Here is a 26,530-nt window from a genome sequence, read left to right on the forward strand (position 1 = left end):
GACGCCAGAGCCCCAAGCGATGACTGCCACCATCCACCGCCTCGGCTCGCGGGACGCGCCTTCGCTTGAGCCGATGATGGCGCTGGTCGCTTCCGACCTCAATCTCGTCAACGCCGTGATCCTCGACCGGATGCAGTCCGAGATCACGCTGATCCCCGAGCTCGCCGGTCATCTGATCGCGGGCGGGGGCAAGCGGATGCGGCCGATGCTGACGCTCGCCAGTGCGCGGCTGCTCGATTATCCGGGCACGCGGCACCACCGGCTCGCAGCCGCGGTCGAGTTCATTCACACCGCCACGCTGCTCCACGACGATGTCGTCGACAGTTCGGATCTGCGGCGCGGCCGCCGCACCGCCAACATCATCTGGGGCAATCCGGCGAGTGTGCTCGTCGGCGACTTCCTGTTCAGCCGTTCGTTCGAACTGATGGTCGAGGACGGCAGCCTCAAGGTGCTCAAGATCCTGTCGAATGCGAGCGCGGTCATCGCCGAGGGCGAAGTGAACCAGCTCACCGCCACGCGCCGGATCGACCTTTCCGAAGAGCAATATCTCGAGATCATCGGCGCCAAGACCGCCGCGCTGTTCGCCGCGGCCTGCCGCATCGCCGCCGTGGTGGCCGAGCGCAACGAGGCCGACGAGATGGCGCTCGATGCCTATGGCCGCAATCTGGGCATCGCCTTCCAGCTGGTCGACGACGCGCTCGACTATGCCTCGGACGCGGCGACGATGGGCAAGGACGCAGGCGATGACTTCCGCGAAGGCAAGATGACGCTTCCGGTCATCCTGGCCTATGCGCGCGGCAACGAAGCCGAACGCGCCTTCTGGCGCGATGCAGTTTCGGGCAAGCGCGCTTCGGACGCGGATTTCGCCGAAGCCGTCCGTCTCGTCCAGTCGAGCCGGGCGCTCGACGATACGCTCGCCCGTGCGCGCCACTATGGCCAGCGGGCAATCGATTCGCTGGGCACCTTTCCGCACAGCGACGCGCGCGACGCGATGGTGCAGGCAGTCGAGTTCGCCGTCGCCCGCGCCTATTGAGCCGCCAGGTCAGACTTCCGGGTCGTCCGCGTCCTCATCCCCGTCGACGCTCAGCAGATCGTCCTCGTCGGCATCGAGCTGCTCCTCGACTGCTTCGGTAATCAGGTCGAGCTGGTCGAAGCTGGCGACGAATTCGGCGGTTTCGCCGTCCTCGTCCTCGATCTGCAGCACGTAGTCGTCACCGGTGCGGGTGATGCTGAAATGGGCGAGTACCTTGGCCATGCCTTTCTCCTTTCGATTTCGGGCGCAACGCGCGTCGGGCGCTGCGGTGCCGTCAAAAGGACGGGGCGTGCTGTCCGGCGGATCGAAAATTGTGGCAAAGGGTCGCCTGTGATGACTGGGCGCCCCCACTCCGCGCGTACGGAAGCCCATGGCTGAGCTGCCGGTTCGCGCCGTCCTGCCGGCGCTGCTCGCCGCGTTGCGCGCGCGTTCGAGCGCGGTGCTCGTCGCCCCGCCGGGCGCCGGCAAGACCACCGCCGTCGCGCCCGCCCTGCTCGACGAGCCCTGGTGCAACGGCGAAATCCTGCTGCTCTCGCCGCGCAGGCTGGCCGCGCGTGCCGCCGCCGAGCGGATGGCGGCGCTCGCCGGCGAGACGGTCGGCCGGCGCTTCGGCTATGCCACGCGCATGGACAGCAAGCGCTCGGTGGAGACGCGCGTGACGGTCCTCACCGAAGGAATTTTCGTCAATCGCATCCAGTCCGATCCGGAGCTACCCGGCGTGTCGGCTGTGCTGTTCGACGAAGTGCACGAGCGCAGCCTCGACAGCGATTTCGGCCTTGCCCTCGCGCTCGACGCTCAGGGCGCGCTGCGGCCCGATCTGCGCCTCGTCGCCATGTCTGCCACGCTCGATGGAGCGCGGTTCTCGGCGCTGCTGGGCGATGCGCCGGTGATCGAAAGCGAAGGCCGCAGCCATCCGCTCGCGCTGCGCCATCTCGGCCGCGCGGCCGAGGCCCGGATCGAGACCAGCGTCGCCGACGCAATTCGCGTGGCGCTGCGCGAGGCGGAGGGCGGAATCCTGGCCTTCCTCCCGGGAGTCGCCGAGATCGAGCGCACTGCCGAGCGGCTCGGCGATCCCGGCCCCGGCATCGTCCTCCACAAGCTCCACGGCAGCCTCGACCCCGCCGCGCAGCGCGCCGCGATCGCAGCGGATGCCGAAGGGCGGCGCAAGATCGTGCTCGCCACGTCGATCGCCGAAACCTCGCTCACGCTCGACGGCATTCGCATCGTGGTCGATTCGGGGCTCGCCCGCCGCCCGCGCTACGATCGCGCGGCGGGAATGACGCGGCTCGTCACCGAGCGCGCGAGCCATGCGGCGGTCACCCAACGCGCCGGCCGCGCCGCACGGCAGGGGCCGGGCACGGCCTATCGCCTCTGGGAAGAGGCCGCGACTGCCGGCCTGCCGCGCTTCGACCCGCCCGAGATCCTCGAGGCCGATCTTTCGGCGCTGACACTCGACTGCGCGCTCTGGGGCGTTGCCGATCCGCGCGATCTCGCCTGGCTCGATCCGCCGCCGGACGCTGCGATCGCCGAGGCGCGGGCGCGGCTGCGGACGCTGGAGGCGCTCGGCGAAGATGGCCGCCCCACTGCGCACGGCCGCGCGATCGCGGGCCTCCCGCTGCCGCCGCGGCTGGGGCATATGCTGGTGCGCGCGAGCGAACTCGGACTTGCGCGGATCGCCGCCGAAGTCGCCGTTCTCCTCGGCGAACGCGGCCTGGGCGGCACCGACGCCGACCTCGACCTGCGACTGCGCCGCTGGCGCGGCGATCGCGGCCGGCGCGCCGAAGCCGCGCGCAAGCTGGCGGCGCGATGGACCGCGCTTGTGGCGGGATCGGGCTCCCGCGCCGGCACCATCACCTCCGGCCCGGATGCCGTCGCCGTCGCGATCGCCCTCGCCTTCCCCGATCGGATCGCGCGCCGTCGCGATTCCAGCGGCGAACGCTGGGCCTCGGCCGGGGGACGCGGCTTTCGCCTCGACCCGGCCTCGCCGCTCGCTTCGTCCGAATGGCTGGCGGTCGCCGAGACGCAGGGTATGGCCTCGGGCGCGCGCATCCTCTCGGCCGCACCCATCGGCTTCGCCACGCTGGAAACGCTCTTCGCCGAGCGGATCGAGACGCGCCGCAGCGTGACGTTCGACGCCGCCACCGGCCGAGTGGAGGCGCTGCGCGAACGCCGGCTCGGCGCGGTCCGCCTGTCGAGTGGCAGCGATTTGGCCGCCACCGCCGAGGAGATCGAAGCCGCGCTGCTCGAGGGCGTCCGCGCCCATGGTCTCGCGCTGCTCCCATGGCCGGAGTCAGCCGCTGCGCTTCGCCGCCGTGCCGCCTATGCCGGGCTCGCCGCGCTCACCGATGCCGAATTACTCGGTGCGCTCGACGAGTGGCTGCCGCCGCTGCTCGTCGGCAAGCGCCGCCTCGATGCGGTGCCGCCCGAACTGCTCACTCAGGCGTTGCAGAACCGGCTCGGCTGGGACGGGCAGAGGACGCTCGATCGCCTCGCCCCCGCCCGCTTCGAGACACCCGCCGGGTCGAGTCACGCGATCGACTATGCCGCCGAGGCGGGACCGACGGTGGAGGTGCGCGTCCAGGCGCTGTTCGGACTCGCCGCGCATCCCCTGTTGGGGGACGGGACGCCGCTGGTGCTCAGCCTTACCTCACCCGCGGGCCGCCCGATCCAGACGACGCGCGACCTGCCGGGTTTCTGGGCTGGAAGCTGGGGAGCCGTCGCCAAGGAAATGCGCGGCCGCTACCCCAAACATCCCTGGCCCGACGATCCCGCGAACGCTCCGCCAACGCTGCGCACCAAAAAAGCCGATGCACGCGGCGCTCCGCCGCGATAAGGAAGGAGTCATGAAGACCGCCCGCATCTATCAGCGTCCCAAGAACGCCATGCAGTCCGGCCGCGCCCGCACCGATCGCTGGGTGCTCGAATTCGAATCGAACGAGAAGCAGCGCGCCGATCCGCTCACCGGCTGGGCCGGCTCGGGCGATACCGCGGCGACGCAGCTGCGGCTCAACTTCCCGACGCTCGAAGCTGCAAAGGCGCATGCCGAGCGCGAGGGCATCGCCTATCACGTGATCCCCGCGCCCGAGCGCAAGCTGAAGCTCCAGGCCTACGCCGACAATTTTCGCTGACGCTCCGACAGGGGGACCGCCCTGCGCGAGCGGTGGTCCCGGCCCCCAGGCCGTTCAGGCCAGCCAGTCGTGCGCGAGCAGCAGCAGCAGCTTGACGTCCATCGCCAGCCCTTCGGCACGCTTGGCGGCGACGAAGGCCGTTATCTCCGTCAGCGGCACGCGGTGGACGACGATGTCCTCCTCGCCGGTTCCTCCGCCTTCGCTCACTTTCGTCAGCCCGTGCGCGCGGACCAGCGTGAAGCCCTCGGTCACCATGCCGGGCGAGGAATGGAAGAACCCCAGTTCCTCGATCCGCTCGGCGCGATAGCCGGTTTCTTCCTCGAGCTCGCGGATCGCGGTCGACTCGGGCGTGTCGCCGTCGCGCTCGTCCCCGACGAGCCCGGCGGGCAGCTCGAGGCAGCGGCGGCCGAGCGGCACGCGATACTGATCGACGAGCAGCACCTGCCCTGCGTCGTCGATCGCCAGGATCACGGCCGCCTGGATGCCGCGCGCGCGCGAGACATATTCCCACCGCCCCTGCCGCTTGGCGACCACCCAGTCGCCCTGCCAGGCGATCTCCACCGGCGCGTCGGCGTCGGGCGTGCTCACAGTTCGATCAGCCGGTCCGGAAGCTCGTTGGTGTCTGCGGCGGTCTTGGGAAAATGCTCGGCCAGCAGCTGCGAGATCAGCCCCACCGCCGCGACCATTCCCCCAGCAGGATCGCCCCGGCGTACCTCGTCCACCAGCGCCGCCATCGCGTCGCCCCAGCGTTCGGCCGGAACCTTCGAATGGATCGCGGCGTCGGCGACGATCTCCGCCCGATGCTCGGCGAGCGACAGATAGAGGAGGATGCCGACGCGATGCTCGGTGCGCTTCTCGGCGCTCGCCTTGAACAGCTCGACCGCGCGCCGACGGACTCGCCGCGACTTGGTCCCGCGCGGGGTCAGCGCCATCCGCAGCGGCGCCCATTCGAGCGCATAGCGCACGATCAGAAAGGCGACTGCCTGCCCCACCAGCACGAGCAGCAACAGCAGTGCGACGTTGGTCTCGCTGTTCCATCCGCCGTCCAGCCAAGCGAGCTTTGCCTCGGCCAGCCCGGGAACCGCGGCGAGCAGCGCCACCACCAGCAGCATCGCGAGAATCGCGTAATGGATCGCCACGTCGCGATAGCCGTCCGACCTTGCGCTCACGATCGTCACGATCTCGCCATCGGTCTCGCGCTCGGCGCTCGCCACTGCGGCGGTGACGCGCGCATGATCCTCGGCGCTGAAGATAGGGTCTGTCATCACCAGCTCCCCGATGCGCCGCCGCCGCCGAACGAGCCGCCGCCGCCTGAAAAGCCGCCACCGCCGAAACCACCGCCGCCGCCGAAGCCGCCGCCGCCCCAGCCCGATCCACCACGATGGCCGCCGCCGCTCCGCATCGCCGCGTCCAGTGCGGTCCACAGCAACACTTCGCCCACGCCGCTGCCGCGCCGGCGATAGCGCCGTCCGCGACGGCCGAAGATCGCGGGGATCACGAACACCAGCAGCATCACCAGCCAGAAGGCGAGCACCAGTCCGCCGACCCAGCCATCCTCTTCGCCGCCGCGCTGGCGTCCGCTCTCGATCAGCTGCTGGGCGCGCGCCTCGGCCTGTTCGAGCGGCAGGCGCATCTGCTCGCCGATCGCCTGCGCCCCCGCGAGGATTCCCGCGGCCATGTCGCCATCGCGGAAATGCGGCACGATGTCGTTGCGGATGATCTGGCTCGAGAGCGCATCGGTCATGATCGGTTCGAGCCCATAGCCCACTTCGATCCGGACCTCGCGCTCGTTGGGCGCGACGATCAGCAGGATGCCGTTGTTCGCCTCGCCCTGCCCGATCTCCCAGGCGCGGCCGAGCTGATAGCCATAGTCGGCGATGTCATAGCCCTGCAGATCGGGGATCGTCGCGACGACGAACTGCCGCGAGGACGCCTGTTCGATCTCCGCCGAAAGCTGGGTGAGCTGCGCCTCCTGCTCGGGGCTCAGCAGCTCGGCCGCGTCGACGACGCGCCCCGTGAGCTGCGGAAACTCCTGCGCATGGCCCGGCTGCACGCCGAGCAGCGCAAGCGCGAATGCAATCAACAGGGTGCGAAATCCGGCCATATCGCTCTTCCGGCCAAAACCGGTCAGTTGCTGTTCCCGAAATTCACCGTCGGTGCGACTTCGGAGCCCGCCTGCGCCTCGAACGGCGTCATCGGCTCGGCGCCATAGAAGATCTTGGCGCCGATCGCCGAGGGGAAGGTGCGGATGGTGGTGTTATACTCCTGCACCGCTCCGTTGTAATCGCGGATCGCGATGTTGATGCGGTTCTCGGTGCCTTCGATCTGGCTCATGAAGGTCTGAAACGCTTGCTGGCTGCGCAGCTCGGGATAGCGCTCGACGTTTACCAGGAGCCGGCTCAGCGCACCGCCAAGCTGCTGCTGCGCCGCCTGGAACTGCTGGACAGCGCTCTCGTCGGTCAGCTGGTCGGGAGTGACCTGGATCGAAGTGGCGCGCGACCGCGCCTCGATCACTTCGGTCAGAATGTCGCGCTCGGAACCGGCCGCTCCCGCAACCGTCGCCTGCAGGTTCGGGATCAGGTCCGCGCGGCGCTGATAGGCGGCCTGAACATCGGCCCACCTTGCCTTCGCGTTCTCTTCGGCCGTGGGCACGCTATTGAGGCCGCATGCGGAGAGCATGGCGGCGGCGGCAAGAATGATGACGGCGCGAAACTTCATGGGATACCCTCCCCGGCTCCAACTGTTGCGGCGCTATACGACACCGGAGACCGCGCCGTGAAGAGCGATTCCGGAAAAGAAGGGAGACCGAACGGGAATGTGGAAGGATTTCAGGACCTTCATCGCGAAGGGCAATGTGCTCGATCTTGCGGTGGGCGTCATCATCGGCGCCGCGTTCGCGACCATCACCAAATCGCTGACCGATGATCTCATCATGCCGGTCGTCGGCTGGCTCTTTGGCGGCGTGGACTTCTCCAACTATTTCATTCAGCTGGGACCCGTACCGGAGGGCTATACGGGGTCGCTCAGCAACTATGCCGCACTGAAGGAAGCGGGGGTGCCGCTGATCGGCTATGGCCAGTTCCTCAGCGTCGTGCTGAATTTCCTGTTCCTCGCCTTTTCGGTGTTCCTGCTGGTGCGCTATGTCCGCCGCGCGATCCGGCTGCTGCACGAGGACGAGGCGAAGGGCACCGCCGCTCCTGCGCCCGAGCCGCAGGACGTCGTGCTGCTGCGCGAGATCCGTGACGAACTGCGCGGGCGGAGCGAGCCTCCCATACGCTGATCGCCGCAACGCGCGCTCAGGCCGCTTTCAGATCCTCCGAACCGGCATCGGCCAGGCTGGTGCCGTCGAGGATGCGCGCGGTTTCGTCGCGCACGCGCGCCATCGCGTGGCGAATCGCGCAACTCGCCTCGTCGGCGCAGTCGGGGCAGGGCCGATAGGCGGTCCGGCTGACGCACGGCACCAGCGCCAGCGGCCCTTCGATCACGCGGATGATCTCGCCGAGCGACACCAGGTGAGTGGGCTTCGACAGGCAATAGCCGCCCAGCTTTCCGCGATGGCTGTGGACGAACCCGGCGTCGCGCAGATCGGCGAAAATCGCCTCGAGGAACTTGCGCGGCACGTTCGTCTCGGCGGCGATTCGGTTCATCGGGATCGGACGGCTTCCCACGGGCTGCTCTGCCAGGAAGAGCATCGCGCGAAGCGCGTACCGGGAACGCTGAGTCAACATGATGCTGGATTCGTGCCAAATCATTGTGGCGCGGTGATGGCGCTCCGGGGCTTTCAATTCATTCCCCGGGCCCTATATTGGAAGCTGCCGGGCTTGCCCGGCTATAGCGATAAACTGCGGCGTTCAATAGACGCAGCGGACCCGGGGGCAGTACCCGGCGGCTCCACCATAACCGGTGGTGTATCTGGACACCGTTTCTGACGGGGCCGAACCAGGATCGACGTGTGTTGAAAAGCGCTGTTTTCGCTCGGAATGGGACCACCGCGACGGCCCATACACACAAGTGCCAACGATAACGAAGCACTCGCTATTGCGGCGTAACCCCACGGCCTAACGGCCTAAGGTTATTCCAAAATGCGCGGTTGGACCGCACCGGGCAACAGAAGCGGATTCCAGCGGCTACCAGGGGGGCCGGGCAACAGAACCCCCTGGACCTTCCCCAACGCGCGACGCCCCGGCCGAAGCCTTGCGCGGCTACAGCGGAGGATCCGTGCGCCCAAGCGCGTGGAACCGCGCTCGGAACTCCCGATCGTGTTGCATCGACGGGCTGCTGACGGCGCTCTCGCGCCCGGCGTCCGCTCCGTCTATTCGCCCGCGCTCGGGCTGACGGAATTCGAACGCTCCAGCATCGCCAGGGCCATGAGGAGCTCGCTCTCCAGCCGCACGCGATCGCGAAGGCGCGGCAGCATTGCCAGTGTCGATTGGTCGAATCCCGAGCGATCCGCCGCGATCGCGGTCGCGTCCCACGCGCGCGTGAAGCGCTGCCAATTCTCCTTGAGGACGCAGAACTCCTGTTCGGCACGCGCGATCCTGTCGCGCTGAGCGGCAGTGCCCGACCGCGCGGCCAGCGTTTCGAGGAGCGCATCCTCATGATCGAGGTGATCGCTCACGAGCTCCTTCAGATGGCGCAGCGCATCTGCGAGGACGTGCGGGTCCGCAGCGCGATCGCGCACGAGATTGCTCAGCCGACCGCTCAACATCTCGATCTCGTCATGCTCGCGCATGATCCGCGTATAGCTCGTTTCTGGCACGCGATACTCCTGGCTCGCCAGTTTAGGTCGATGCGCGCGCCGCACAAGCGGCATTCGCGCGATCTCGATCCGGATTGCTAGCGATCGTCCGGACGCAACAGAAAAGGGGCCCGGTCGCCCGAGCCCCTTTCGAACGAGATGATCGTGAGGATCAGCTCTCGGTGATGAAGGAAGGAAGGCCGATGTCCTCGCCGCCCTCGTCGTCGGACGCGCCGCTTTCCGAACGCTCGCGGCGCGGGCCCCGATCGCCCCGGTCGCGACCACCGCCGCGGCCGCCACGGCCGCCGTCGCGACGCCGGTCGCCACGGTCGCCACGATCCGAACGCTCGCCCTTCTCGCGCGGCTCGCGTGCGGGACGGGTGTCCTCCAGCTCGGCGCCGGTCTCCTGATCGACGACGCGCATCGACAGGCGCACCTTGCCGCGCTGGTCGATCTCGAGAACCTTGACCTTCACTTCCTGCCCTTCGGACAGGACGTCGGACACCTTCTCGACGCGCTCGTTCTTGATTTCCGAGACATGGACCAGCCCGTCACGGCCGCCCATGAAATTCACGAAGGCGCCGAAGTCGACCAGGTTCACCACCTTGCCGGTATAGACCTTGCCCACTTCGGGCTCCTCGACGATGCCGAGGATCCACTGCTTGGCGGCTTCGATCTGCGACAGGTCGGACGAGCTGATCTTGATCACGCCCTCGTCGTCGATGTCCACCTTGGCGCCGGTCGAGGCGACGATCTCGCGGATGACCTTGCCGCCCGTGCCGATCACGTCGCGGATCTTCGACTTGTCGATCGTGATCGTCTCGATCCGCGGCGCGTGCGCCGACAGCTCGGTGCGGGTCTCGCCCAGCGCCTTGGCCATTTCGCCCAGGATATGGGCGCGGCCGTCCTTCGCCTGGTCGAGCGCGGTCTTCATGATCTCTTCGGTGATGCCGGCGATCTTGATGTCCATCTGAAGGCTGGTGATGCCTTCGCTGGTGCCCGCCACCTTGAAGTCCATGTCGCCCAGATGATCCTCGTCGCCGAGGATGTCGGAGAGGACCGCGAAGTCCTTGCCTTCGAGGATCAGGCCCATCGCGATGCCCGACACCGGCCGCTTGAGCGGCACGCCGGCGTCCATCATCGACAACGAACCGCCGCACACCGTCGCCATCGACGACGAGCCGTTCGACTCGGTGATGTCGCTGGTGACGCGGATCGTATAGGGGAACTCTTCCTTCGTCGGCAGCACCGGACGCAGCGCGCGCCACGCCAGCTTGCCATGGCCGACTTCGCGACGGCCCGGCGCGCCGAAGCGGCCCACTTCGCCGACCGAATAGGGCGGGAAGTTATAGTGCAGCATGAAATGCTGGTAGCTGAGGCCCGTCAGCCCATCGATCATCTGCTCGGAGTCCTTGGTGCCGAGCGTAGTGGTGGCGATGGTCTGCGTCTCGCCGCGCGTGAACAGCGCCGAGCCGTGGGCGCGCGGCAGGAAGTGCACTTCGGCCTCGATCGGGCGCACCGTCTTGGTGTCGCGACCATCGATGCGGCGGCCATCCTTCAGGATCGCGCCACGGACGATCTCGGCTTCCAGCTTCTTGACGAGCTTGCCGGCGACCATCTGCTCCTGCGGATCGCGATCGGCGAAGGCTTCCTTCGCCTTGGCGCGTGCCGCATTCAGCATGTCCGAGCGGTCGGACTTGAGCGTGGTCTTGTAGGCAGCGGCGATATCGTCGCCGATCAGCTTCTTGAGCTCGGCCTTCATCGCCGACTGGTCGGCCTGCTCGGCAAGCTCCCAGGGCTCCTTGGCGGCCTGTTCGGCGAGGTCGATGATCGCGTTGATCACCTTCTGCATCTCGCGATGGCCGAACATCACGGCGCCGAGCATGACGTCCTCGGGCAGCTCATTGGCTTCCGATTCGACCATCATCACTGCATCGTGCGTGCCTGCGACCACCAGGTCGAGATCGCCCGCCTCGACATCGGCGTCGGTCGGGTTGAGCTGATATTCGCCGTCCTTGTAGCCGACGCGCGCGGCGCCGATCGGGCCGAGGAACGGCAGGCCGGACAGCGTGAGCGCGGCCGACGCGGCGACCATCGCCAGAATGTCGGGCTCGTTCTCGCCATCATAGCTCATCACCTGCGCGATGCAGTTGATCTCGTTGTAGAATCCCTCGGGGAACAGCGGGCGGATCGGACGGTCGATCAGGCGGGAGACCAGAGTCTCCTTCTCGGTCGCGCCGCGCTCGCGCTTGAAGAAGCCGCCCGGAATCCGACCGGCGGACGAGAACTTCTCCTGATAATGCACGGTGAGCGGGAAGAAGTCCTGCCCTTCCTTCACCTTCTTGGCGGCGGTCACTGCGCACAGCACCACCGTTTCGCCGAGCGTCGCCACCACGGCGCCGTCGGCCTGACGGGCAACCTTGCCCGTTTCGAGCGTGAGGGTCTTTCCGCCCCACTCGATTTCCACTTTCTTCGCGTTGAACATGTGCTTTCCTTTTCACCGGACGCCCTATGCGCCCGGGGCAGCTAGCGAGCCCTTGTGGCTCATGCGGTGTCCCCCAACCCGTTCGGGTTGGGCCTGTCGAAGCCCCGTTCCTCTTTCTGCGTCCGAAGAATTGCAGCCCCGCGACAAAATCGGGGCGAACGGAGGAGACTTGGTCGGCGGTGAGCCGGATTGCTCATCGGCCGATAAAGAAACGGCCCCCGAGCGGGGGCCGTTCCTGAATTACTTGCGAAGGCCGAGCTTCGCGATGAGATCCTGATAGCGCGCTGCGTCCTTCTTCTTGAGATAGTCGAGAAGGCTGCGGCGCTTGTTGACCAGCATCAGCAGGCCGCGGCGCGAATGATTGTCCTTGGCGTGCGTCTTGAAGTGCTCGGTCAGGTTGGCGATGCGTTCGGTGAGGATCGCGACCTGCACTTCGGGGCTGCCGGTGTCGCCGTTCGCACGGCCGTGTTCCTTGACGAGCGCGTCCTTGCGCTCCTGCGTGATCGACATGTCTTTTCCTTCGACATCGTTGCTTACAGATTGAAGCCGCGGACGACCCGGATCATTCCGGCCTGAACCTCGGCGAGCGCGACCGGAACCTCGTCCAGCATCGCAAACACCAGTCCGTCGTCGGCGGTTGCCCCGGTCACGTGCTGCCCCGCGCGGAGCTGCCCTGCCTGACCGGGCGTGAGGGATAGAGCCGGGATGTCGTCCAGCCCCGCCCTCAACGGCAGAAGCACTGTTTCAAGGCGCCGCTCCTTAGCGGCATCGGCCAATTTGTCCAGCGAAATCGCCTGATCGAGGCCGAACGGCCCGGCCTTCACGCGGCGCAGCATGGTGACATGGCCGACCGTCCCCAGTGCGCGCGCGATATCGCGAGCAAGGCTGCGGATATAGGTGCCCTTCGAGACATGCGCGGTGAGCGTCGCCGATTCTAGCGGTCCGTCCGCTTCGGTCGAGGAGGCGGGGTCCAGCGCGTGCACCGTCACGCTTCGGGTCGCAAGTGCTACCTCCTCCCCCGCCCGTGCCAGATCATAGGCGCGCGCGCCTTCGACCTTGAGTGCGGAATAAGCCGGAGGCACCTGTTCGATCGGCCCCGTGAAGCGAGCCAGCACCGCTGCGAGCGCATCCTGCGTCGGCCGTTCGTCACTCTGCGCGACCGGCTTGCCTTCGAGATCGAGCGTATCGGTCTCGACTCCGAAGCCGATGGTGAAGTCATAGATTTTGTCGCTGTCGAGCATCCGCCCGGCGAGCTTGGTCGCTTCGCCGATCGCCACCGGCAGAACGCCGCTCGCGAGCGGGTCGAGCGTTCCGCCATGTCCCACCTTGCGCTTCGGCGCGCCCGCATCGCGCAGCGCGCGTTTGACCGCGCTCACCGCCTGGGTGGAGCCGGGCCCCACCGGCTTGTCGAGAATGATCCAACCGTTCATCGCAGCGCCTTAGGCGGGGCGACGCCCCAACCCAAGGCCTGAAGCAGTGCCGCGATCAGCCGTCCGCGCGCATCTGCTCCGGCGGCAGGCTCGTCTTGATGCTCTCGACACCGCAGACGAGGTCCGGATTGCGCGCCGAGGAAATCCGCGAGAAGCGGTCGAGCGCGCCACCGGGGCCGGTCGTATAGACCATCGGCTCGAAGCTCGTGTTGTCGAGGCAGGGCCCGGTCAGCGTCACTTCGTACCAGCGCAGGTTACGCGCCTGCAGATAGACGATGTTGCTGTCCTCGGGGCCGCGCCGCCAATCGCGAATCCCACCGTTGGCGGCAAAGCTGATCTGCGTTTCGACTCCGATAGGCCGGGTTTGGGGGGCCTCCTGCGCTGGCAGCGGCGCAGTGGCGGCGAGGAGTGTGAGAAGGGTTGTCAGCATGGCCTGCTCCTAGCACGTCGTGCATGAACCTTGGCTGAGCGGCGCGGTTCCCGCCAGCGCCGCAGTGAAGTGGCGACGGCACAGCGCGACATAGCGCTCGTTTCCGCCGATCTCGGTCTGCGCGCCCTCGGCCACCGGCCTGCCGGCCGTGTCGACTCGCAGGTTCATGATCGCCTTGCGCCCGCAGGTGCAGACCGATTTGATCTCGATGAGCGCGTCGGCGATCGCCAGCAGCCGCGCCGATCCCGGAAACAATTGCCCGCGGAAATCGGTGCGCAGGCCATAGGCGAGCACGGGCACATCGCATTCGTCGCACAGCCCGGCGAGCTGATCGACCTGCTCCTCGGTAAGGAACTGCGCCTCGTCGATCAGCACGCAGGCGACCGGCCCGGCGCGCTGCTCGCGCTCCACCAGCGCGCGCAGGTCCGTCGCCGAGTCGAAGGGAGTCGCCTCAGCCTCCAGTCCAATCCGCGATCCGATTGCGCCCGGACCGCTACGATCGTCGATCGCTGCCGTGAACAGCATCGTCCGCATGCCGCGCTCGCGATAGTTGAAGTCGGCCTGCAGCAGCGTGGTCGACTTTCCTGCGTTCATGCTGGCGTAGTAGAAATAGAGCTTGGCCATCAGGCGACTGGGTCGACAGGGATCGACGGAGCCGGATCCGCTCCAACCGGGACCAGCCGGGGCTTGAGCAGGAGCCATGACGCCGCAAGCAGGGCGATCGCGATTGTCAGCAGAAGCACCAGTGTGGCGCCTGCCCCCTCCACGCGGGACTGCGCCGACCAGAACAGCAGGAGTGCGGTAAGGCCGATCCACAGATTCTTCGGGACGACAAGGCTGGCGTCACAGTTGCGGCAGGCAAAAGGCGTTCCGAGCCCCCACTGCGTTTTCACGAACGGGATGATCGTGCCACACCGGGGGCATGCCGGGCCCATTGCCATCACATCATTCCTGCCGCTCGAATTCTGCCGCGTCCCGGCACGTCGGCCGAGACGGCTGCCAAGGCTAATCCTCGGTCGCGTCCCCGTCCAGATCGCGCGCGACGCGCGGATTGCGCAGCAGCGCGTCGATCCGGCTGCCCTCGTCGAAGCTCTCGTCGGCCAGGAATTTCAGCTTCGCGGCATATTTGGTGTTCACCCGCCGCGCGACCTCGCCCTGCAGATAGGCGGTGTTGGTGCGCAGCGCCTTCAGCACCGCCTCCTCATGCTGGCCGAGCAGCGGCTTTACGAACACCGTCGCATGCTTGAGGTCGGGCGACATCCGCACCTCGGTGATCGATACCATGTGCTTCGCCAACGTCTCGTCGTGCACGTCGCCGCGCTGAAGGATATCGGACAACACGTGCCGCACCTGCTCGCCGACGCGCAGCAGGCGGACCGAGCGGTCTTCGTTGGGGTCGTTCTGGCGCATGTCGCAGCCTCGTTCCTGCAGTCAAAACGCGGACGGGAGCAGCCGCACAGCGACCGCTCCCGCCCCGATCGCTTGGTCGTTACGGTTACAGCGTGCGTTCGCGCATCTCGACTTCGAACGTTTCCAGATAGTCGCCCGGCTTGATGTCGGTGAAGTTCTGGCTGAACGTCACACCGCATTCCAGGCCCGCGCGTACTTCGGCGACATCGTCCTTGAAGCGGCGCAGCGATGCGATCTCGCCCTGATAGATGATGACGTCGTCGCGCGTGATGCGTGCCTTGAGCGCCTTGCGGATGACGCCCTCGGTGACGAGCAGACCCGCCGCCTTGCCGTGCTTGCCCGCCGAGAAGACTTCCTTGATCTCGGCGCGGCCGACCACCGTCTCGAAGGCCTCGGGGCCCAGCTCGCCAGCCATCCCCGCGCGGATGTCGTCGGTCAGGTCATAGATGACGTCGTAATATTTCAGCGCCACCTTGTTCCGCTCGGCGATCTCGCGCGCCTTGGCGTTGGCGCGCACGTTGAAGCCGATGATCGGCGCACCGCTGGCCGCGGCCAGCGTCACGTCGCTCTCGGTGATGCCGCCGACGCCCGAGTGCAGGATCCGCACCCGGATCTCGTCGGTCGAGATCTTGTTGAGCGAGCCGATGATCGCCTCGACGGTGCCCTGGGTGTCGCCCTTGACCACCAGCGGATATTCGATCGCCTGCTTGTCCTTGAGCGCCGAGAACATGCTCTCGAGGCTCGCCGGCGCCTGCGTCGTGCGCTTCTGCTGGATGACGCCCTGGCGGTATTCGGCGACTTCGCGCGCACGCGCCTCGCTCTCCACCACCTGCAGCGGATCGCCCGCCATCGGCACCCCCGACAGGCCGAGCACCTCGACCGGCATCGCCGGACCGGCTTCCTTCACCTGGCGGCCCTTGTCATCGACCAGCGCGCGCACCTTGCCGCTTTCGGCGCCGACGACGAACACGTCGCCCACCTTCAGCGTGCCGCGGCTGACGAGGATCGTCGCGACCGGGCCGCGGCCCTTGTCGAGCTTGGCCTCGACCACCGTTCCCTCGGCGTCGCGGGCGGGGTTCGCCCGCAGCTCGAGCAGCTCGGCCTGGAGCTGGATCTTGTCGATCAGATCGTCGAGCCCGGTCTTCTTGAGCGCCGACACCTCGACGTCCTGCGTCTCGCCGCCCATCGCCTCGACCTGGACGTCGTGCTCGAGCAGCCGCTCGCGGATGCGCTGCGGATTGGCGTCGGGCTTGTCGACCTTGTTGATCGCCACGATCATCGGCACGCCGGCCGCCTTGGTGTGATTGATCGCCTCGATCGTCTGCGGCATCAGCCCGTCGTCGGCGGCGACCACCAGCACGACGATGTCGGTCACGTTCGCGCCGCGCGCGCGCATGTCCGAAAACGCCTCATGGCCCGGCGTGTCGAGGAAAGTGATCTTCGACTTGTCCTTCTGGGTCACCTGATAGGCGCCGATGTGCTGGGTGATGCCGCCGGCCTCGCCCTGCACCACATCGGTGCCGCGCATCGCGTCGAGCAGGCTCGTCTTGCCGTGATCGACATGGCCCATGATCGTGACCACCGGCGGCCGCGGCTGCAGCGCCTCCTCGGGATCCTCGGCGGCATCGAGCTGAAGGTCGATGTCGCTTTCCGACACGCGCCGGAAATTATGGCCGAATTCGCCGACGAGCAGCTCGGCGGTGTCCTGGTCGATCGTCTGGTTGACGGTCACCGGCATGCCCATCTTGAACAGCGCCTTCACCAGGTCGGCGCCCTTCTCGGCCATGCGGTTGGCGAGTTCCTGCACGGTGATCGCGTCGGGCACCTGCACGTCGCGCACCTGCTTCTCGCGCGGCTGGCTCGAGCCGCTGCGATGCGCGCGCTTTTCCTTCTCGCGGGCGCGCTTGAGCGCCGCGAGGCTGCGCGCACGCGCGCCGTCGCCGTCGCCCAGGGCGCGGTTGACGGTGAGCTTGCCCGACTGGCGGCGATCGTCGCCGCCCTTGCGGTCGCGGCTCGGCTTGCTCGCCGGGGCCTCGGAACGCTTCGGCGCCGCCGGAGCACGCGCCGCAGCCGGCTCGGGCTTGGGTTCGGGGCGCGGGATTTCGGGCCGCTGAACCGGCGTGAACCGGCGCGGAGCGGGACGCGTGGGGTCGAGCCCCAGCGCGCGGTTCGCTTCCGCGGGGGCAGGAGTCGGCGCGGCAGGCGCAGGCTCGGGCGCTTCGGGCTCCGGCGCACGCGCCTCCGGCTCGGCCCGTTCGGGCGCCTGCGCGGCGGCCTTGGCGGCCTCTTCCTCGGCTTTGCGGTTTTCCTCGGCGCGGCGGCGCTCCTCCTCGGAGGCCTCGGCCTTCTCGCGCTCCTCGCGACGGCGCGCTTCCTCAAGCGCGGCCATGCGCGCTTCCTCGGCCTCGCGCAGCAGCTTCGCCTGAAGCTCCTGGCGCGAAAGCAGGCTGTCGCCCGACGGACGCGGCGCAGGCGCGGGTGTCCGCGGCGCGGCCTTCTCCGGCTGCGGCGGCGCCTTGGCCTCCGGTTCGGGCGCCGGCGTCGGCGCCTGCTGCTGAGCCGCGCCTTCCTCGCCCGGACGGCCGAGAACACGCCGGCGCTTCACTTCCACGACGACGGTGTTCGAGCGGCCATGGCTGAAGCTCTGCTTCACCTTGCCCGTCTCCACCGTGCGCTTCAGTCCCAGCGGCGCGCGCGTGCCCAGTTTCGGCTTTTCCTTGTCCGTGTCGCTCATGCGTGTACTCAAAATCCTTCGTTCGTCTCGGTCGTTCGCGTCGCAGGCGATCCCAACGGCGCACTGTCCTGCGATTTAGGTTCGCAAGGCGAATCTGCGCGATCGGGTCCGATAAAGTGCAGCCAGCGAGCAAGCAAATCGCGCACCCGCTTTGCCGCCTGGGCGTCGGTCAGGCCGGCATGTACCACATTTTCGCGGCCGAGGGCCAAGGACAATATGGTACGATCGACCGGCAATGTTAAGCCCTTGAGGCCGGAGCCTTCGCGGTCGCTGCCCACCCGCCATGCCTGGGCGAGCTTGGCCGCGCCGTCCGCGCTCGCGTCGGCGGCATGGAGCAGCAGCGCGAGCTTGCCTTGCCGCGCCGCCTTGTCGATCCGCTCGCCCCCGGTCACCAGCGCGCCAGAGCGCGCTTCGAGCCCCAGCCGCTCGAGCGTCGCGCGCCGCAGCGCCGCGTCGATGCGGTCGGCCAGATCGTCGGGCAGGCGGAACTCGCCGGTCTTGAACGCGCGGGCCAGTGCGCCGCGAAGGCGTCCCTTGGCGGTCGCCGCCTCCAGCTCTTCCCGGCTCACGCCGATCCAAGCACCGCGCCCGGGCGCCTTGGCGTGGACGTCGGGCAGCACGTCGCCCTCGGGCGACAGCGCAAGACGGATCAGCCCGTCGCGCGGCGCTTCCTCGCGCGAGAGGACGCAGGTGCGCATGGGATCGCTCATCGCGCGCCTCCCGCCCGCATGCCGCGGGGCAGGTCGTGCGCCGCAACCGGGCGCACGCCAGGCACCGGCCCCGGCGCGCGGCCGGGGCGAGGATCAACGCTGTCGGTTAGCGCAAGCCAATCATTGTTCGGATTCCGCAACAGCGTCCTCCCCGCCCGTGTCCGGCTCCAGCTCGACGCTCGAGTCGGTCAGCGGCGCTTCCTCGTCGGCGAACCAGTGCGCGCGCGCGGCCATGATGATCTCGTTGCCCTGCTCGTCGGTCAGTCCATACTCGCCGAGCACCCCGCCCTTGTCCTCGCTGCGGTTCGACGCGGCCTGATCGCTGCGCCGGCGCGGCTCGGCGCGCTTCTTCTGGACCAGTTCGTCGGTGGCGAGATCGGCCAGGTCGTCGAGCGTCTTGATGCCCGCCTTGCCCAACGTCACCAGCATCGCCTCGGTGAGATAGGGGATGGTCGTCAGATCGTCCGACACGCCCAGCGCGCGGCGTTCCTCGCGGTTCGCCTCCTCGCGGCGTTCGAGCGCTTCCTGCGCACGGCTCTGCAGCTCCTGCGCCAGATCGTCGTCGAAGCCTTCGATCATCGCCAGCTCGTCGAGCTCGACATAGGCGACTTCCTCCAGCGCGCCGAAGCCTTCGGCGACCAGCAGCTGCGCCAGCGTCTCGTCGACGTCGAGCTCGTTCTGGAACATCTCGGAATTCTGGACGAATTCCTTCTGGCGCTTCTCGCTCGCGTCCTGCTCGGTCAGGATGTCGATCGCCTTGGCGGTCAGCTGGCTGGCGAGGCGCACATTCTGGCCGCGGCGGCCGATCGCCAGCGAAAGCTGGTCGTCGGGCACCACCACTTCGATGCGGTCCTCTTCCTCGTCGATCACCACGCGGCTGACGTTCGCCGGCTGAAGCGCGTTCACCACGAAGGTCGCGGTGTCGGGCGACCAGGGGATGATGTCGATCTTCTCGCCCTGCATCTCCTGCACCACCGCCTGCACGCGGCTGCCCTTCATGCCGACGCAGGCACCGACCGGATCGATGCTGCTGTCGTGCGAAATCACGCCGATCTTGGCGCGGCTGCCCGGATCGCGCGCGGCCGCCTTGATCTCGATGATGCCGTCGTAGATCTCGGGCACTTCCTGCGCGAACAGCTTCTTCATGAAGTCGGGGTGCGCGCGGGAAAGGAAGATCTGCGGCCCGCGGTTCTCGCGGCGCACGTTGAGGATGATCGAGCGGACGCGGTCGCCCACGCGCACCACTTCGCGCGGGATCTGCGCGTCGCGGCGGATCACGCCCTCGGCGCGGCCCAGATCGACCACGACATGGCCGAACTCGACGCGCTTGACGACGCCGGTGATGATCTCGCCGACGCGATCCTTGAACTCTTCATACTGGCGCTCGCGCTCGGCATCGCGGACCTTCTGGAAGATGATCTGCTTGGAAGCCTGCGCCTGGATGCGGCCGAATTCGATCGGGGGCAGCGGATCGACGATATAGTCGCCCACCTTGGCGTCCTTCTGGAGCTTCTGCGCGCCCTTGAGGTCGACCTGCTTGAAATAATCGTCGACCACTTCGACCACTTCGACCACGCGCCACAGGCGCAGGTCGCCGGTGTTGGGGTCCAGCTTGGCGCGGATGTCGTTCTCGACGCCATAGCGGTTCTTGGCGGCGCGCTGGATCGCGTCCTCCATCGCCTCGATGACGATGGCCTTGTCGATCAGCTTCTCACGCGCCACCGCATCGGCGATGGCGATCAGCTCGGCCTTGTTGGCGGAAACGGCAGTGGCCATTGCGACTATCCTTCTACCACGATCTTGTCTGCGCCCTCGGGCGACAGCGGTTGGGTTGCTTCGATCAATGCGTCGGTCATGACGAGCTTGGCGTCGGCGATGTCCTCGAACGCCACGTCCATGACCTTGAAATTGCGGACGTCGATGACGACGCGCCCTTCGTCGAGGCCCTGGAGCACGCCGTTCAGCTGCTTGCGGCCGTCGATCTTCTCGATCAGCGTGACTCGCGCCTCATGCCCCTTCCACTGCTGGAAGTCCTTGCGGCGCGTGAGCGGCCGGTCGATCCCGGGCGAGCTGACTTCGAGCCGATAGGCATGGTCGATCGGATCGCGGCCATCGGCCTCCAGCGCGTCGAGCTGGGCGGAGATGCGGCGCGACAGCTCGGCGCAATCGTCGATGGTGAGCTGGCCCGTGTCGGGCCGCTCGGCCATCACCTGCAGCGTCGGGTCGGACGTGCCGCCGAACATGCGCACGCGCACCAGTTCGAAGCCGAGCGCCTTGGCTTCGGCTTCGATCAAATCGGTCAGTGCGGCGATGTCCGCCATTCGGTCTCCAGGATGCAAGTCTACGGCGCCGGAGCCCTGCGGCCCCGACCTCGCCAGTGTCACCAATGTCGAGAAGTGCCCTGCATATAGGCGAAACCGCGCGGCCCGGCAAGAGCCGGCGAGCACCTCCGCGCCCCTTCCGGCGCAGCGGGCGCCAGACCCCGGAGCATTTTCCGCTGTCCTACACCATCGTGGTTGCGATAGCCTCCCCGCCGATGCCGCTTCGCACTCTGCCACCGGCGCCGCCGCGCCATCGTGCCGCCTCGCGTGCGTATGCGCGCGTGGGAGCGCGCGTGCGCGCTGAGGTGCGACTTTTGTGCGACCTTCGGCGGAAAACCGCGAGTTCGCAACCAGCCGCGCCGCGCCGCGTTGCACCTTCATTCCACGCCCTTGGGGAGATCTGATTCGATGCGCCGCTTCTCCGCCGCCGCCGCTGCCTTCACGCTGATCGCCTGCACCTCGGGCACTCCCGGCAACTCGCAGGATCCTGCTCCGGTCGGAACCACGCCCGCGCCCGTCGCGCAGGATGGGCGCCCGTTCACGGTCACCCGGGTCGCCGATTTCGACTCGCCCTGGGCGATGGATTTCCTGCCCGACGGCCGCATGCTGATCACCGAAAAGGCGGGGACGCTTTACCTCGTCTCGGCCGACGGGCAGCAGCGCCAGGCGGTGGCAGGCATCCCGACGGTCGACAGCGCCGGTCAGGGCGGGCTGATGGATGTCGTGCTCCATCCCGATTTCGCGCAGAACCGGCTGGTCTATTTCAGCTTCTCGGAAGCCGGCGAGGGCGGCAAGGGCGTGGTGCTCGCGCGCGGTACGTTGGAAACCGGGGACTCGCCGCGGCTGGCGGACGTCGAGCGGCTGTTCCAGGCGACTCCCTATGTGCCGGGCGACGGCCATTATTCGGGCCGGATCGCCTTTTCTCCGGATGGCCAGCATCTCTTCTTCACCAACGGCGACCGGCAAAAGCTCGACCCCGCTCAGGACAAGACCGGCACCTTGGGCAAGGTGCTGCGTCTCACGCCCGATGGCGATCCGGCGCCCGGCAATCCGCTCGCCAGCCAGGGCTTTCATCCGGCGGTCTGGTCCTACGGCCATCGCAATCTGCTCGGCATCGCTTTCGACGATGCGGGCAATCTGTGGGAACAGGAAATGGGGCCGCGCGGCGGCGACGAGGTCAATCTGATCCGGCCGGGGCAGAATTACGGCTGGCCAGTCGTCTCGAACGGCGACCATTACGATGGCCGGCCCATCCCCGATCACGGCACCATGCCCGATCGCGATTTCGTTCCGCCCCAGGCCTCCTGGAATCCGGTGATCTCGCCTGCCGGGCTGATGATCTATTCGGGGCAGCTGTGGCCGCAATGGGGTGGCGACATCTTCCTCGGCGGCCTTTCCAGCCAGTCGCTGGTGCGCGTCGACGTCAATGGCGCCAGCGCCTCCAAGGGCGACCAGTGGGACATGGGGACGCGCATCCGCGACGTGGCGGAAGGGCCCGATGGCGCGATCTGGCTGCTCGAGGACGGGGGGCGCGGTGCGAACGGCGCGCTGATGAAGCTGACGCCGCCGTCCTGAGCGGCGCGCTCAGCGCTGGAGCAAATAGTTCATCCGCGCCGCGGCGATCGGCTTGTCGGGATCGTCCTGCCAGGCCGTCGCCTCGACATTGGCGACGCGGGTGCCCAGCCGAGTGACCACGCCCTTTGCACGGGTCGGTTTGTCGCGGCCGCCGCGCATGAAGTCGACCGTCACGTTGATCGGCTTCACTTGCGCCTCTTCCTCGCCGAGCGCCTGCTGAAGCGCCCCGATCGCCGCCATTTCCAGCAATCCGCCGATCGCGCCGCCGTGCAGGAAGCCCGGCCGCCCGAGCACGTCCTCGGCGAAAGGCATGACGAAGGTCGGCGCCTCGGCGCCCGGCTCTTCGGTCAGGCCCAGCAGCGCGGCATAGGGGGGAAGCGTCATCTCAGATCCCGGTGGTCATGAAGGTGCCGGCGACATGGGCGAGCGGATCGTCGGGGTCGCCGTCATGCGCCTGACCGCGAACGAAGCCGATGTTGCGAGTCACGCGATAGCATTCGCCGCGCCCGATCACCGTCCGGCCGGGAGTCGCCGGGCGCAGATAGTCGATCCGCAGGTCGAGCGTCGCATGCGGCAGGAAGGCGCCGCGGCGCAGCCAAACCGCGAAGCTGGTCGCCATGTCCATCAGCGCGATCACCGGCCCCGAAGCGACCACTCCGGTCTCCGGCTGGCCGATCTGGCCCGGATCATAGGGCAGTTCCAGCTCGGCCCAGTCAGCGCCATGGGCGCGGTAGCGAATGCCGAGCCGACCGCCATGGCCGCCGAACCCGCTGCGCGCCAGGCGCTCGGGATCGAAGGAAGGCATCGGGCTGGGGGGCGGGTTGTTGGTCATCGCCTCCGCCGTAGCGCGGCCCCGGGCGCCGCGCAAACCGAAGGACGGGCGCCAAGATTACAGCGATTTAACTAAGCGCAGGCGCAGGTCGGGCCTAGCCTGCCGCCGCGCCGGCATCCACGCCGCGCAAAAGGGGGAACGATGGCACCGGTACAGATCGGGATCGGCGAGATCGCCGAGCTTGGAACGCAGGTCGGCATGTACGGCAGCGTCCGCGCCGGCGAGGTCATGATGGACGATGTGTTCGAGATGATCGTCGCGATCGCCAATCTGATCTACGAGCTCTACCCCTAGGCCATGCCCGGCATGTCTAGGGCAGTGCGCGAGGCGATCGCCGCTGCCCGCGAGCCTTCGCTCGACGCAGGGCGCCGCTGGCGCGGCGGCCCGGAGATGCAGGCGCTCGCCGCGGCCTTCGCCGACTGCCCGCTCGACCGCGCCGAACCCGCCGCCGATCGGGCCGAGACGCTGTTCGCCGACATCGGCTGGGTCGAAGCGCTGCTCGCACCGCTTGTCGGAGCGCTCGCCGGGGATCCGTTCTTTGAGCCGCCGGTCAAGGCGAGCCGCGACTCAGTACGCACCGGCATCGTCCTGTTCGACTGCCCCGTTGCCTCGATCAGCGCCAGCGTGTTGCGGGCCGATGCTCTGGCAGCAGCCCCGGCACCCGGGACGGCCGTGGTCTCCGGCCGCATCGTCGTGACGCACTATTTCCGGGCGGGCGGCGCGGTGCTCCGCCGATGGGAGGCCGAGCCGCTGGCGCCCGATTTCACTGCCGCGACTGCGCCGCCGTGCCGTCCGCTGCCGCCGACTCGTCTCCTCGACGGCGACGTGATCCGCACCGACGGGCGAACACGGGCCCAGCTTGTGACTGGTGCCACCCGTGATCTGGTGACGCTCGTCGCCACCATCCGCGCCGGCGCCGCGCCGCTGATCCGCGAATATGATGTCGAAAGCGGCGCACTGGTTCGGGTCGCCAGCGCCGATGACGGCGCCTCGCGAACCGAAATGCTGCTGACCTTCCTTCGCAATGCCCGCCGCACCGACGCCGGTCCCCAGTTCGACGCGGCGACGCACGACCCGGCCTTTCACGCCCGCTGGGCGGCAATGCGGGAATGGCTCGCGCTCGACGCAGCCGCCGCGCTGCCCCGGCTGGAGACGATGGCGGCGCAGGACCCGAATTCGGAAGTTCGGGCCGCCGCCGCAGCCACGCTTCGGAATGTACGGCTCCGCGTCGCGGAGGCGCGCCGATGCCGCGCCTGATCGATCCCGGACGAGGCGGCGCGATCGGACTCGACGATCTGATCGAGGCGCTCGAGACGACTCCCTTCGACGTCCGGGACGAGGATAGCTTTGCCGGCCTAGGTCCGCTGCTTGCGCGGCTTGGCCGCAACCGCGACTTCCTCGCCGACCTCGCGATCGCCGAGCTCAAGACGCGCTGCGAGGCGCAGTCGGCGTCGTCGGGCTATGGACCCCAGGTCTTCCTGCTGCGCCCGCCGAACGGTCGATACGTGCTTCGCGCAAATTTCTGGCCCGCCCGCGACGAGCCGGTCACGCGCGCCAGCGGCACGGCCGCCTTCTTCTACGATCTGCCGCACGACCATAATTTCTCGTTCCTCACTTACGGCTATTTCGGGCCGGGCTATTGGAGCGACTATTACGAATATGATCCCGATCTCCGCGTCGGACTCCCGGGGGAGCACGCCGGGCTGCGGCTCATCGAACGCGCCCGGCTCGAACCGGAGCGGCTGATGCTCTACCGCCGCAGCCGCGACATCCATGTCCAGCTTCCGCCCGAAGCCTTCTCGGTATCGCTCAACATCCTTGGGTCGGACCCGGCGCAACCCTGGATCGACCAATACCGCTTCGACATCAGTAGCGGCACTTTCGCCGAAGCGCTCACCTGCACCGCCGCCGAGGCACTTCTGACGCTGGCGGCGCAGTTCGGTGGCGAAGGATCGGAGCTTGCGCGCGATTTCGCACGACGCCACCCCTGCGATCGAATGCGCCTCACGGCCGTGACCGCGCTCGCCGCCGCCGCGCCTGATCCGGATGCCGCGCACGCCATATTCGTCACGGCGGCCGATTCATCGAGTGGGCTGGTCGCGGGGCATGCCCGCCAGCGGCTGGCAGCGATGGAAGCGCTTCAGAGGCGTTCGGCTCCGGAACGGACGCAACCGCCATTGGGCTCGGGCGGAGAGGCGCTAGCAGGGACGGCGTGATCGAAATCCTCCAGTGCGATGTCGATGTCCCAAAACTCGGTGCGGCATTGCAGCGCCGCGGCATCTGCGCGACGACGCTGCCGCGGCATCGGCTCGACGCTAAGCTCGACCAAGGCGCGCCCGCCGCGGTTCTGCTGGGTTCGCGCGGCGAAAATCTCGGCGCGGAGATAGCGACGGTTCGTCATCGATGGGGTGGGCCGCTGCTGATCGCGCTGAAGCCCGGCACCATGGCTTGTCCGGCCGAAGCGCTGGATGCCGGCGCAGACGATGTTGTCGGCCTTCCCGCCGCGATCTGCGAAATCGCCGCCCGGGTCGCGGCACGGCTACGTCCGCGACCCGAATTGCCGCTACAGATCGGCGAACTGCGTATCGAGCGCGCCGAACGGCGCGTGGCGCGGGCAGGCAAGCCCGTGCCGCTGCTGCCGCGCGAATACGCGCTCCTGCTACACTTGGCGCATCGGCCGGGCGCCTGCGTGAGTCGGAGCGAACTGCTCGGAGCCGTATGGGGACTAGATTTCGACCCCGGCACGAATGTCGTCGAGGTTCACGTCTCGCGCCTGCGGGCGAAGCTCGATCGCGGATTCTCGCGGCCCATGTTGCTGACCGAGCGGAGGCGCGGCTATCGGCTTGACCCCATCGTTGCCGCCGCGCCCCCGCCGCGATAGCGTTCGGAAGGAGTCGAGCGGAGAGGGTAATCATGGCCGAAGAACGCGTCACGGTAACGATTGCAGAAAGTGTTGCCGACGTCCGGCTCGCGCGCGCCGACAAGCTCAATGCGCTCGATCCCGCGATGTTCGATGCGATCATCGCGACGATCGAGCAGCTCGGCGAGGCGAAGGGAGTGCGCGCGGTCGTGCTCAGTGGCGAAGGCCGCGGCTTCTGCGCCGGGCTCGACCTCGCCAGCATGGCGGGAATCGGCTCGGACGTCGATCTGGCCGCACGTACCCATGGCGACGCGAACCGGTTTCAGCAGGTTGCCTGGGGCTGGCGCATGCTGCCGGTTCCGGTGATTGCCGCTGTGCACGGCATTGCCTTCGGTGGCGGGCTTCAGGTCGCGAGCGGTGCCGATATCCGGATCGCGGCGCCGGGCAGCCGGTTTTCGGTGATGGAGCTCAAATGGGGCATCGTGCCCGATATGGCGGGGTTCGCGCTATGGCGCGGGCTGGTCCGCGACGACGTGCTGCGCGAACTCGTCTATACCGCCCGCGAGTTCAATGCCGAAGAGGCGCTGCGCCACGGCTTCGTCACACGCCTTGCCGCCGATCCGCGCGCCGCGGCGATGGAACTGGCGCGCGCGATCGCCGGCCGCAATCCCGAAGCGATCCGCGGCGCGAAGCGTCTGGCCAATACAATGGCTGAAGGTACTGCCTCTTCGATCCTGCCTGCGGAGAGTGCCGAACAACAGGCGGTGATGCGGACGCCCAACCAGATGGAAGCGGTCCGGGCTAACGTGGAAAAGCGTGCGCCGGTGTTCACCGACTAGCACAA

30 protein-coding genes and 1 other RNA gene are annotated in these 26,530 nt (G+C 68.0%); 11 read left to right on the plus strand and 20 right to left on the minus strand.

Annotated features, from left to right (window positions below; genetic code table 11):
• Positions 1-19 precede the first annotated feature (19 nt).
• Entirely contained in the window at positions 20-1,033 is a 1,014-nt protein-coding gene (locus ACQ450_RS09070) for a polyprenyl synthetase family protein (protein ID WP_188053022.1), read from the plus strand.
• A gap of 9 nt (positions 1,034-1,042) precedes the next feature.
• Here ACQ450_RS09070 and ACQ450_RS09075 read toward each other — a convergent pair whose 3' ends face one another.
• Positions 1,043-1,255, minus strand: coding sequence for a hypothetical protein (locus tag ACQ450_RS09075; RefSeq protein WP_431469020.1), 213 nt, complete (start codon positions 1,253-1,255; stop codon positions 1,043-1,045).
• A gap of 148 nt (positions 1,256-1,403) precedes the next feature.
• On the opposite strand from ACQ450_RS09075, the gene hrpB reads away from it, so the two are divergent.
• Both hrpB and ACQ450_RS09085 read left to right on the plus strand, forming a co-directional pair.
• Complete coding sequence (gene hrpB, locus ACQ450_RS09080) at positions 1,404-3,866, plus strand: ATP-dependent helicase HrpB (protein ID WP_431469021.1); 2,463 nt, start codon at positions 1,404-1,406, stop codon at positions 3,864-3,866.
• Positions 3,867-3,876: 10 nt separating this feature from the next.
• On the plus strand, positions 3,877-4,161 hold the full coding sequence (locus ACQ450_RS09085; protein ID WP_188053025.1) for an ETC complex I subunit: 285 nt from the start codon (positions 3,877-3,879) through the stop codon (positions 4,159-4,161).
• Positions 4,162-4,215: 54 nt separating this feature from the next.
• On the opposite strand, the gene ACQ450_RS09090 is transcribed toward ACQ450_RS09085, so the two are convergent.
• From ACQ450_RS09090 to ACQ450_RS09105, 4 genes are read right to left on the minus strand one after another with little or no spacing between them, the layout of a single operon-like run.
• A complete protein-coding gene (locus ACQ450_RS09090; protein WP_431469022.1) occupies positions 4,216-4,749 on the minus strand; it encodes an NUDIX hydrolase in 534 nt (177 codons plus the stop codon).
• The gene (locus ACQ450_RS09095; protein ID WP_431469023.1) at positions 4,746-5,426 is read right to left on the minus strand and encodes a TPM domain-containing protein; all 681 of its coding nucleotides are present in this window, start codon (positions 5,424-5,426) and stop codon (positions 4,746-4,748) included. The genes ACQ450_RS09090 and ACQ450_RS09095 overlap by 4 nt, the downstream gene beginning before the upstream one ends.
• Entirely contained in the window at positions 5,426-6,265 is an 840-nt protein-coding gene (locus ACQ450_RS09100) for a TPM domain-containing protein (protein WP_431469024.1), read from the minus strand. The genes ACQ450_RS09095 and ACQ450_RS09100 overlap by 1 nt, the downstream gene beginning before the upstream one ends.
• Before the next feature lie 23 nt (positions 6,266-6,288).
• The gene (locus tag ACQ450_RS09105) at positions 6,289-6,879 is read right to left on the minus strand and encodes a LemA family protein (protein ID WP_188053029.1); all 591 of its coding nucleotides are present in this window, start codon (positions 6,877-6,879) and stop codon (positions 6,289-6,291) included.
• 97 nt (positions 6,880-6,976) lie between these two features.
• Between ACQ450_RS09105 and mscL the strand changes: the two genes are divergently transcribed.
• On the plus strand, positions 6,977-7,441 hold the full coding sequence (gene mscL / locus ACQ450_RS09110; protein ID WP_188053030.1) for a large conductance mechanosensitive channel protein MscL: 465 nt from the start codon (positions 6,977-6,979) through the stop codon (positions 7,439-7,441).
• A 16-nt stretch (positions 7,442-7,457) separates the two neighbouring features.
• Here mscL and ACQ450_RS09115 read toward each other — a convergent pair whose 3' ends face one another.
• A complete protein-coding gene (locus ACQ450_RS09115; RefSeq protein WP_431469025.1) occupies positions 7,458-7,889 on the minus strand; it encodes an RrF2 family transcriptional regulator in 432 nt (143 codons plus the stop codon).
• Positions 7,890-7,936: 47 nt separating this feature from the next.
• On the opposite strand from ACQ450_RS09115, the gene ssrA reads away from it, so the two are divergent.
• Positions 7,937-8,283, plus strand: a transfer-messenger RNA (tmRNA) gene (ssrA, locus tag ACQ450_RS09120).
• Between the two features lie 190 nt (positions 8,284-8,473).
• Here the strand turns inward: ssrA and ACQ450_RS09125 are convergent.
• The 12 genes from ACQ450_RS09125 to rimP all read right to left on the minus strand — a co-directional run bounded on the left by ACQ450_RS09125 (position 8,474) and on the right by rimP (position 20,419).
• Entirely contained in the window at positions 8,474-8,920 is a 447-nt protein-coding gene (locus ACQ450_RS09125) for a hemerythrin domain-containing protein (RefSeq protein ID WP_431469026.1), read from the minus strand.
• A gap of 151 nt (positions 8,921-9,071) precedes the next feature.
• A complete protein-coding gene (pnp, locus tag ACQ450_RS09130; RefSeq protein ID WP_431469027.1) occupies positions 9,072-11,384 on the minus strand; it encodes a polyribonucleotide nucleotidyltransferase in 2,313 nt (770 codons plus the stop codon).
• Positions 11,385-11,624: 240 nt separating this feature from the next.
• Positions 11,625-11,894 carry a 30S ribosomal protein S15 gene (gene rpsO, locus ACQ450_RS09135; protein WP_188053034.1) on the minus strand — a complete coding sequence of 90 codons (270 nt, stop codon included), beginning with the start codon at positions 11,892-11,894 and terminating at the stop codon, positions 11,625-11,627.
• A 23-nt stretch (positions 11,895-11,917) separates the two neighbouring features.
• Positions 11,918-12,814 carry a tRNA pseudouridine(55) synthase TruB gene (truB, locus tag ACQ450_RS09140; protein WP_431469028.1) on the minus strand — a complete coding sequence of 299 codons (897 nt, stop codon included), beginning with the start codon at positions 12,812-12,814 and terminating at the stop codon, positions 11,918-11,920.
• Positions 12,815-12,869: 55 nt separating this feature from the next.
• Entirely contained in the window at positions 12,870-13,244 is a 375-nt protein-coding gene (locus ACQ450_RS09145) for a hypothetical protein (protein ID WP_431469029.1), read from the minus strand.
• 9 nt (positions 13,245-13,253) lie between these two features.
• Positions 13,254-13,868 carry a thymidine kinase gene (locus ACQ450_RS09150; RefSeq protein ID WP_431469030.1) on the minus strand — a complete coding sequence of 205 codons (615 nt, stop codon included), beginning with the start codon at positions 13,866-13,868 and terminating at the stop codon, positions 13,254-13,256.
• Entirely contained in the window at positions 13,868-14,185 is a 318-nt protein-coding gene (locus tag ACQ450_RS09155; protein ID WP_431469031.1) for a hypothetical protein, read from the minus strand. Before ACQ450_RS09155 ends, ACQ450_RS09150 begins: the two co-directional genes overlap by 1 nt.
• Positions 14,186-14,249: 64 nt before the next feature.
• The gene (gene rbfA / locus ACQ450_RS09160; protein ID WP_431469032.1) at positions 14,250-14,654 is read right to left on the minus strand and encodes a 30S ribosome-binding factor RbfA; all 405 of its coding nucleotides are present in this window, start codon (positions 14,652-14,654) and stop codon (positions 14,250-14,252) included.
• Between the two features lie 85 nt (positions 14,655-14,739).
• Positions 14,740-17,388, minus strand: a complete 2,649-nt coding sequence (gene infB / locus ACQ450_RS09165; RefSeq protein ID WP_431469033.1) for a translation initiation factor IF-2 — start codon at positions 17,386-17,388, stop codon at positions 14,740-14,742.
• Positions 17,389-17,396: 8 nt separating this feature from the next.
• Positions 17,397-18,098: a DUF448 domain-containing protein gene (locus ACQ450_RS09170; RefSeq protein ID WP_431469034.1), complete on the minus strand. Its 702-nt coding sequence runs from the start codon at positions 18,096-18,098 to the stop codon at positions 17,397-17,399.
• Positions 18,099-18,218: 120 nt separating this feature from the next.
• The gene (gene nusA / locus ACQ450_RS09175; RefSeq protein WP_188053043.1) at positions 18,219-19,874 is read right to left on the minus strand and encodes a transcription termination factor NusA; all 1,656 of its coding nucleotides are present in this window, start codon (positions 19,872-19,874) and stop codon (positions 18,219-18,221) included.
• Positions 19,875-19,879: 5 nt separating this feature from the next.
• Positions 19,880-20,419 carry a ribosome maturation protein RimP gene (gene rimP / locus ACQ450_RS09180; protein WP_188053044.1) on the minus strand — a complete coding sequence of 180 codons (540 nt, stop codon included), beginning with the start codon at positions 20,417-20,419 and terminating at the stop codon, positions 19,880-19,882.
• Positions 20,420-20,827: 408 nt separating this feature from the next.
• On the opposite strand from rimP, the gene ACQ450_RS09185 reads away from it, so the two are divergent.
• Positions 20,828-21,994, plus strand: coding sequence for a PQQ-dependent sugar dehydrogenase (locus ACQ450_RS09185; RefSeq protein ID WP_431469035.1), 1,167 nt, complete (start codon positions 20,828-20,830; stop codon positions 21,992-21,994).
• Positions 21,995-22,003: 9 nt separating this feature from the next.
• Here the strand turns inward: ACQ450_RS09185 and ACQ450_RS09190 are convergent, their stop codons facing one another.
• Both ACQ450_RS09190 and ACQ450_RS09195 read right to left on the minus strand, forming a co-directional pair.
• Complete coding sequence (locus tag ACQ450_RS09190; protein ID WP_188053046.1) at positions 22,004-22,378, minus strand: PaaI family thioesterase; 375 nt, start codon at positions 22,376-22,378, stop codon at positions 22,004-22,006.
• A gap of 1 nt (position 22,379) precedes the next feature.
• Positions 22,380-22,826 (minus strand): PaaI family thioesterase, encoded by a 447-nt coding sequence (locus tag ACQ450_RS09195; protein ID WP_431469036.1) that lies wholly within the window; start codon positions 22,824-22,826, stop codon positions 22,380-22,382.
• Positions 22,827-22,967: 141 nt separating this feature from the next.
• Between ACQ450_RS09195 and ACQ450_RS09200 the strand changes: the two genes are divergently transcribed.
• The 5 genes from ACQ450_RS09200 to ACQ450_RS09220 are packed head-to-tail and all read left to right on the plus strand — an operon-like array spanning position 22,968 to position 26,525.
• Entirely contained in the window at positions 22,968-23,120 is a 153-nt protein-coding gene (locus ACQ450_RS09200; protein WP_188053048.1) for a hypothetical protein, read from the plus strand.
• Positions 23,121-23,123: 3 nt separating this feature from the next.
• Positions 23,124-24,083: a hypothetical protein gene (locus tag ACQ450_RS09205; RefSeq protein ID WP_431469037.1), complete on the plus strand. Its 960-nt coding sequence runs from the start codon at positions 23,124-23,126 to the stop codon at positions 24,081-24,083.
• Positions 24,071-25,042 carry a transposase gene (locus ACQ450_RS09210; protein WP_431469038.1) on the plus strand — a complete coding sequence of 324 codons (972 nt, stop codon included), beginning with the start codon at positions 24,071-24,073 and terminating at the stop codon, positions 25,040-25,042. The genes ACQ450_RS09205 and ACQ450_RS09210 overlap by 13 nt, the downstream gene beginning before the upstream one ends.
• 47 nt (positions 25,043-25,089) lie before the next feature.
• Entirely contained in the window at positions 25,090-25,707 is a 618-nt protein-coding gene (locus tag ACQ450_RS09215; protein WP_262503774.1) for a response regulator transcription factor, read from the plus strand.
• A gap of 32 nt (positions 25,708-25,739) precedes the next feature.
• Positions 25,740-26,525, plus strand: coding sequence for a crotonase/enoyl-CoA hydratase family protein (locus tag ACQ450_RS09220; protein ID WP_431469039.1), 786 nt, complete (start codon positions 25,740-25,742; stop codon positions 26,523-26,525).
• The last annotated feature ends 5 nt before the right edge of the window (positions 26,526-26,530 follow it).

The sequence above is a fragment of the Sphingosinithalassobacter sp. LHW66-3 genome (assembly GCF_050703275.1).
In the GTDB taxonomy this organism is placed as follows: domain Bacteria; phylum Pseudomonadota; class Alphaproteobacteria; order Sphingomonadales; family Sphingomonadaceae; genus Sphingomonas.

What these genes read in the sequence shown, in the direction of transcription:
- ACQ450_RS09105 (WP_188053029.1), bottom strand. Translation starts at nt 6,879, where the DNA reads ATGAAGTTTCGCGCCGTCATCATTCTTGCCGCCGCCGCCATGCTCTCC.
- ACQ450_RS09185 (WP_431469035.1), top strand. Translation starts at nt 20,828, where the DNA reads ATGCGCCGCTTCTCCGCCGCCGCCGCTGCCTTCACGCTGATCGCCTGC.
- ACQ450_RS09190 (WP_188053046.1), bottom strand. Translation starts at nt 22,378, where the DNA reads ATGACGCTTCCCCCCTATGCCGCGCTGCTGGGCCTGACCGAAGAGCCG.
- ACQ450_RS09200 (WP_188053048.1), top strand. Translation starts at nt 22,968, where the DNA reads ATGGCACCGGTACAGATCGGGATCGGCGAGATCGCCGAGCTTGGAACG.
- ACQ450_RS09150 (WP_431469030.1), bottom strand. Translation starts at nt 13,868, where the DNA reads ATGGCCAAGCTCTATTTCTACTACGCCAGCATGAACGCAGGAAAGTCG.
- rbfA (WP_431469032.1), bottom strand. Translation starts at nt 14,654, where the DNA reads ATGCGCCAGAACGACCCCAACGAAGACCGCTCGGTCCGCCTGCTGCGC.
- ACQ450_RS09220 (WP_431469039.1), top strand. Translation starts at nt 25,740, where the DNA reads ATGGCCGAAGAACGCGTCACGGTAACGATTGCAGAAAGTGTTGCCGAC.
- hrpB (WP_431469021.1), top strand. Translation starts at nt 1,404, where the DNA reads ATGGCTGAGCTGCCGGTTCGCGCCGTCCTGCCGGCGCTGCTCGCCGCG.
- ACQ450_RS09145 (WP_431469029.1), bottom strand. Translation starts at nt 13,244, where the DNA reads ATGCTGACAACCCTTCTCACACTCCTCGCCGCCACTGCGCCGCTGCCA.
- ACQ450_RS09075 (WP_431469020.1), bottom strand. Translation starts at nt 1,255, where the DNA reads ATGGCCAAGGTACTCGCCCATTTCAGCATCACCCGCACCGGTGACGAC.
- nusA (WP_188053043.1), bottom strand. Translation starts at nt 19,874, where the DNA reads ATGGCCACTGCCGTTTCCGCCAACAAGGCCGAGCTGATCGCCATCGCC.
- pnp (WP_431469027.1), bottom strand. Translation starts at nt 11,384, where the DNA reads ATGTTCAACGCGAAGAAAGTGGAAATCGAGTGGGGCGGAAAGACCCTC.
- ACQ450_RS09210 (WP_431469038.1), top strand. Translation starts at nt 24,071, where the DNA reads ATGCCGCGCCTGATCGATCCCGGACGAGGCGGCGCGATCGGACTCGAC.
- rpsO (WP_188053034.1), bottom strand. Translation starts at nt 11,894, where the DNA reads ATGTCGATCACGCAGGAGCGCAAGGACGCGCTCGTCAAGGAACACGGC.
- mscL (WP_188053030.1), top strand. Translation starts at nt 6,977, where the DNA reads ATGTGGAAGGATTTCAGGACCTTCATCGCGAAGGGCAATGTGCTCGAT.
- ACQ450_RS09085 (WP_188053025.1), top strand. Translation starts at nt 3,877, where the DNA reads ATGAAGACCGCCCGCATCTATCAGCGTCCCAAGAACGCCATGCAGTCC.
- ACQ450_RS09205 (WP_431469037.1), top strand. Translation starts at nt 23,124, where the DNA reads ATGCCCGGCATGTCTAGGGCAGTGCGCGAGGCGATCGCCGCTGCCCGC.
- rimP (WP_188053044.1), bottom strand. Translation starts at nt 20,419, where the DNA reads ATGGCGGACATCGCCGCACTGACCGATTTGATCGAAGCCGAAGCCAAG.
- ACQ450_RS09070 (WP_188053022.1), top strand. Translation starts at nt 20, where the DNA reads ATGACTGCCACCATCCACCGCCTCGGCTCGCGGGACGCGCCTTCGCTT.
- ACQ450_RS09095 (WP_431469023.1), bottom strand. Translation starts at nt 5,426, where the DNA reads ATGACAGACCCTATCTTCAGCGCCGAGGATCATGCGCGCGTCACCGCC.
- ACQ450_RS09100 (WP_431469024.1), bottom strand. Translation starts at nt 6,265, where the DNA reads ATGGCCGGATTTCGCACCCTGTTGATTGCATTCGCGCTTGCGCTGCTC.
- ACQ450_RS09170 (WP_431469034.1), bottom strand. Translation starts at nt 18,098, where the DNA reads ATGAGCGATCCCATGCGCACCTGCGTCCTCTCGCGCGAGGAAGCGCCG.
- ACQ450_RS09195 (WP_431469036.1), bottom strand. Translation starts at nt 22,826, where the DNA reads ATGACCAACAACCCGCCCCCCAGCCCGATGCCTTCCTTCGATCCCGAG.
- ACQ450_RS09155 (WP_431469031.1), bottom strand. Translation starts at nt 14,185, where the DNA reads ATGGCAATGGGCCCGGCATGCCCCCGGTGTGGCACGATCATCCCGTTC.
- truB (WP_431469028.1), bottom strand. Translation starts at nt 12,814, where the DNA reads ATGAACGGTTGGATCATTCTCGACAAGCCGGTGGGGCCCGGCTCCACC.
- ACQ450_RS09115 (WP_431469025.1), bottom strand. Translation starts at nt 7,889, where the DNA reads ATGTTGACTCAGCGTTCCCGGTACGCGCTTCGCGCGATGCTCTTCCTG.
- infB (WP_431469033.1), bottom strand. Translation starts at nt 17,388, where the DNA reads ATGAGCGACACGGACAAGGAAAAGCCGAAACTGGGCACGCGCGCGCCG.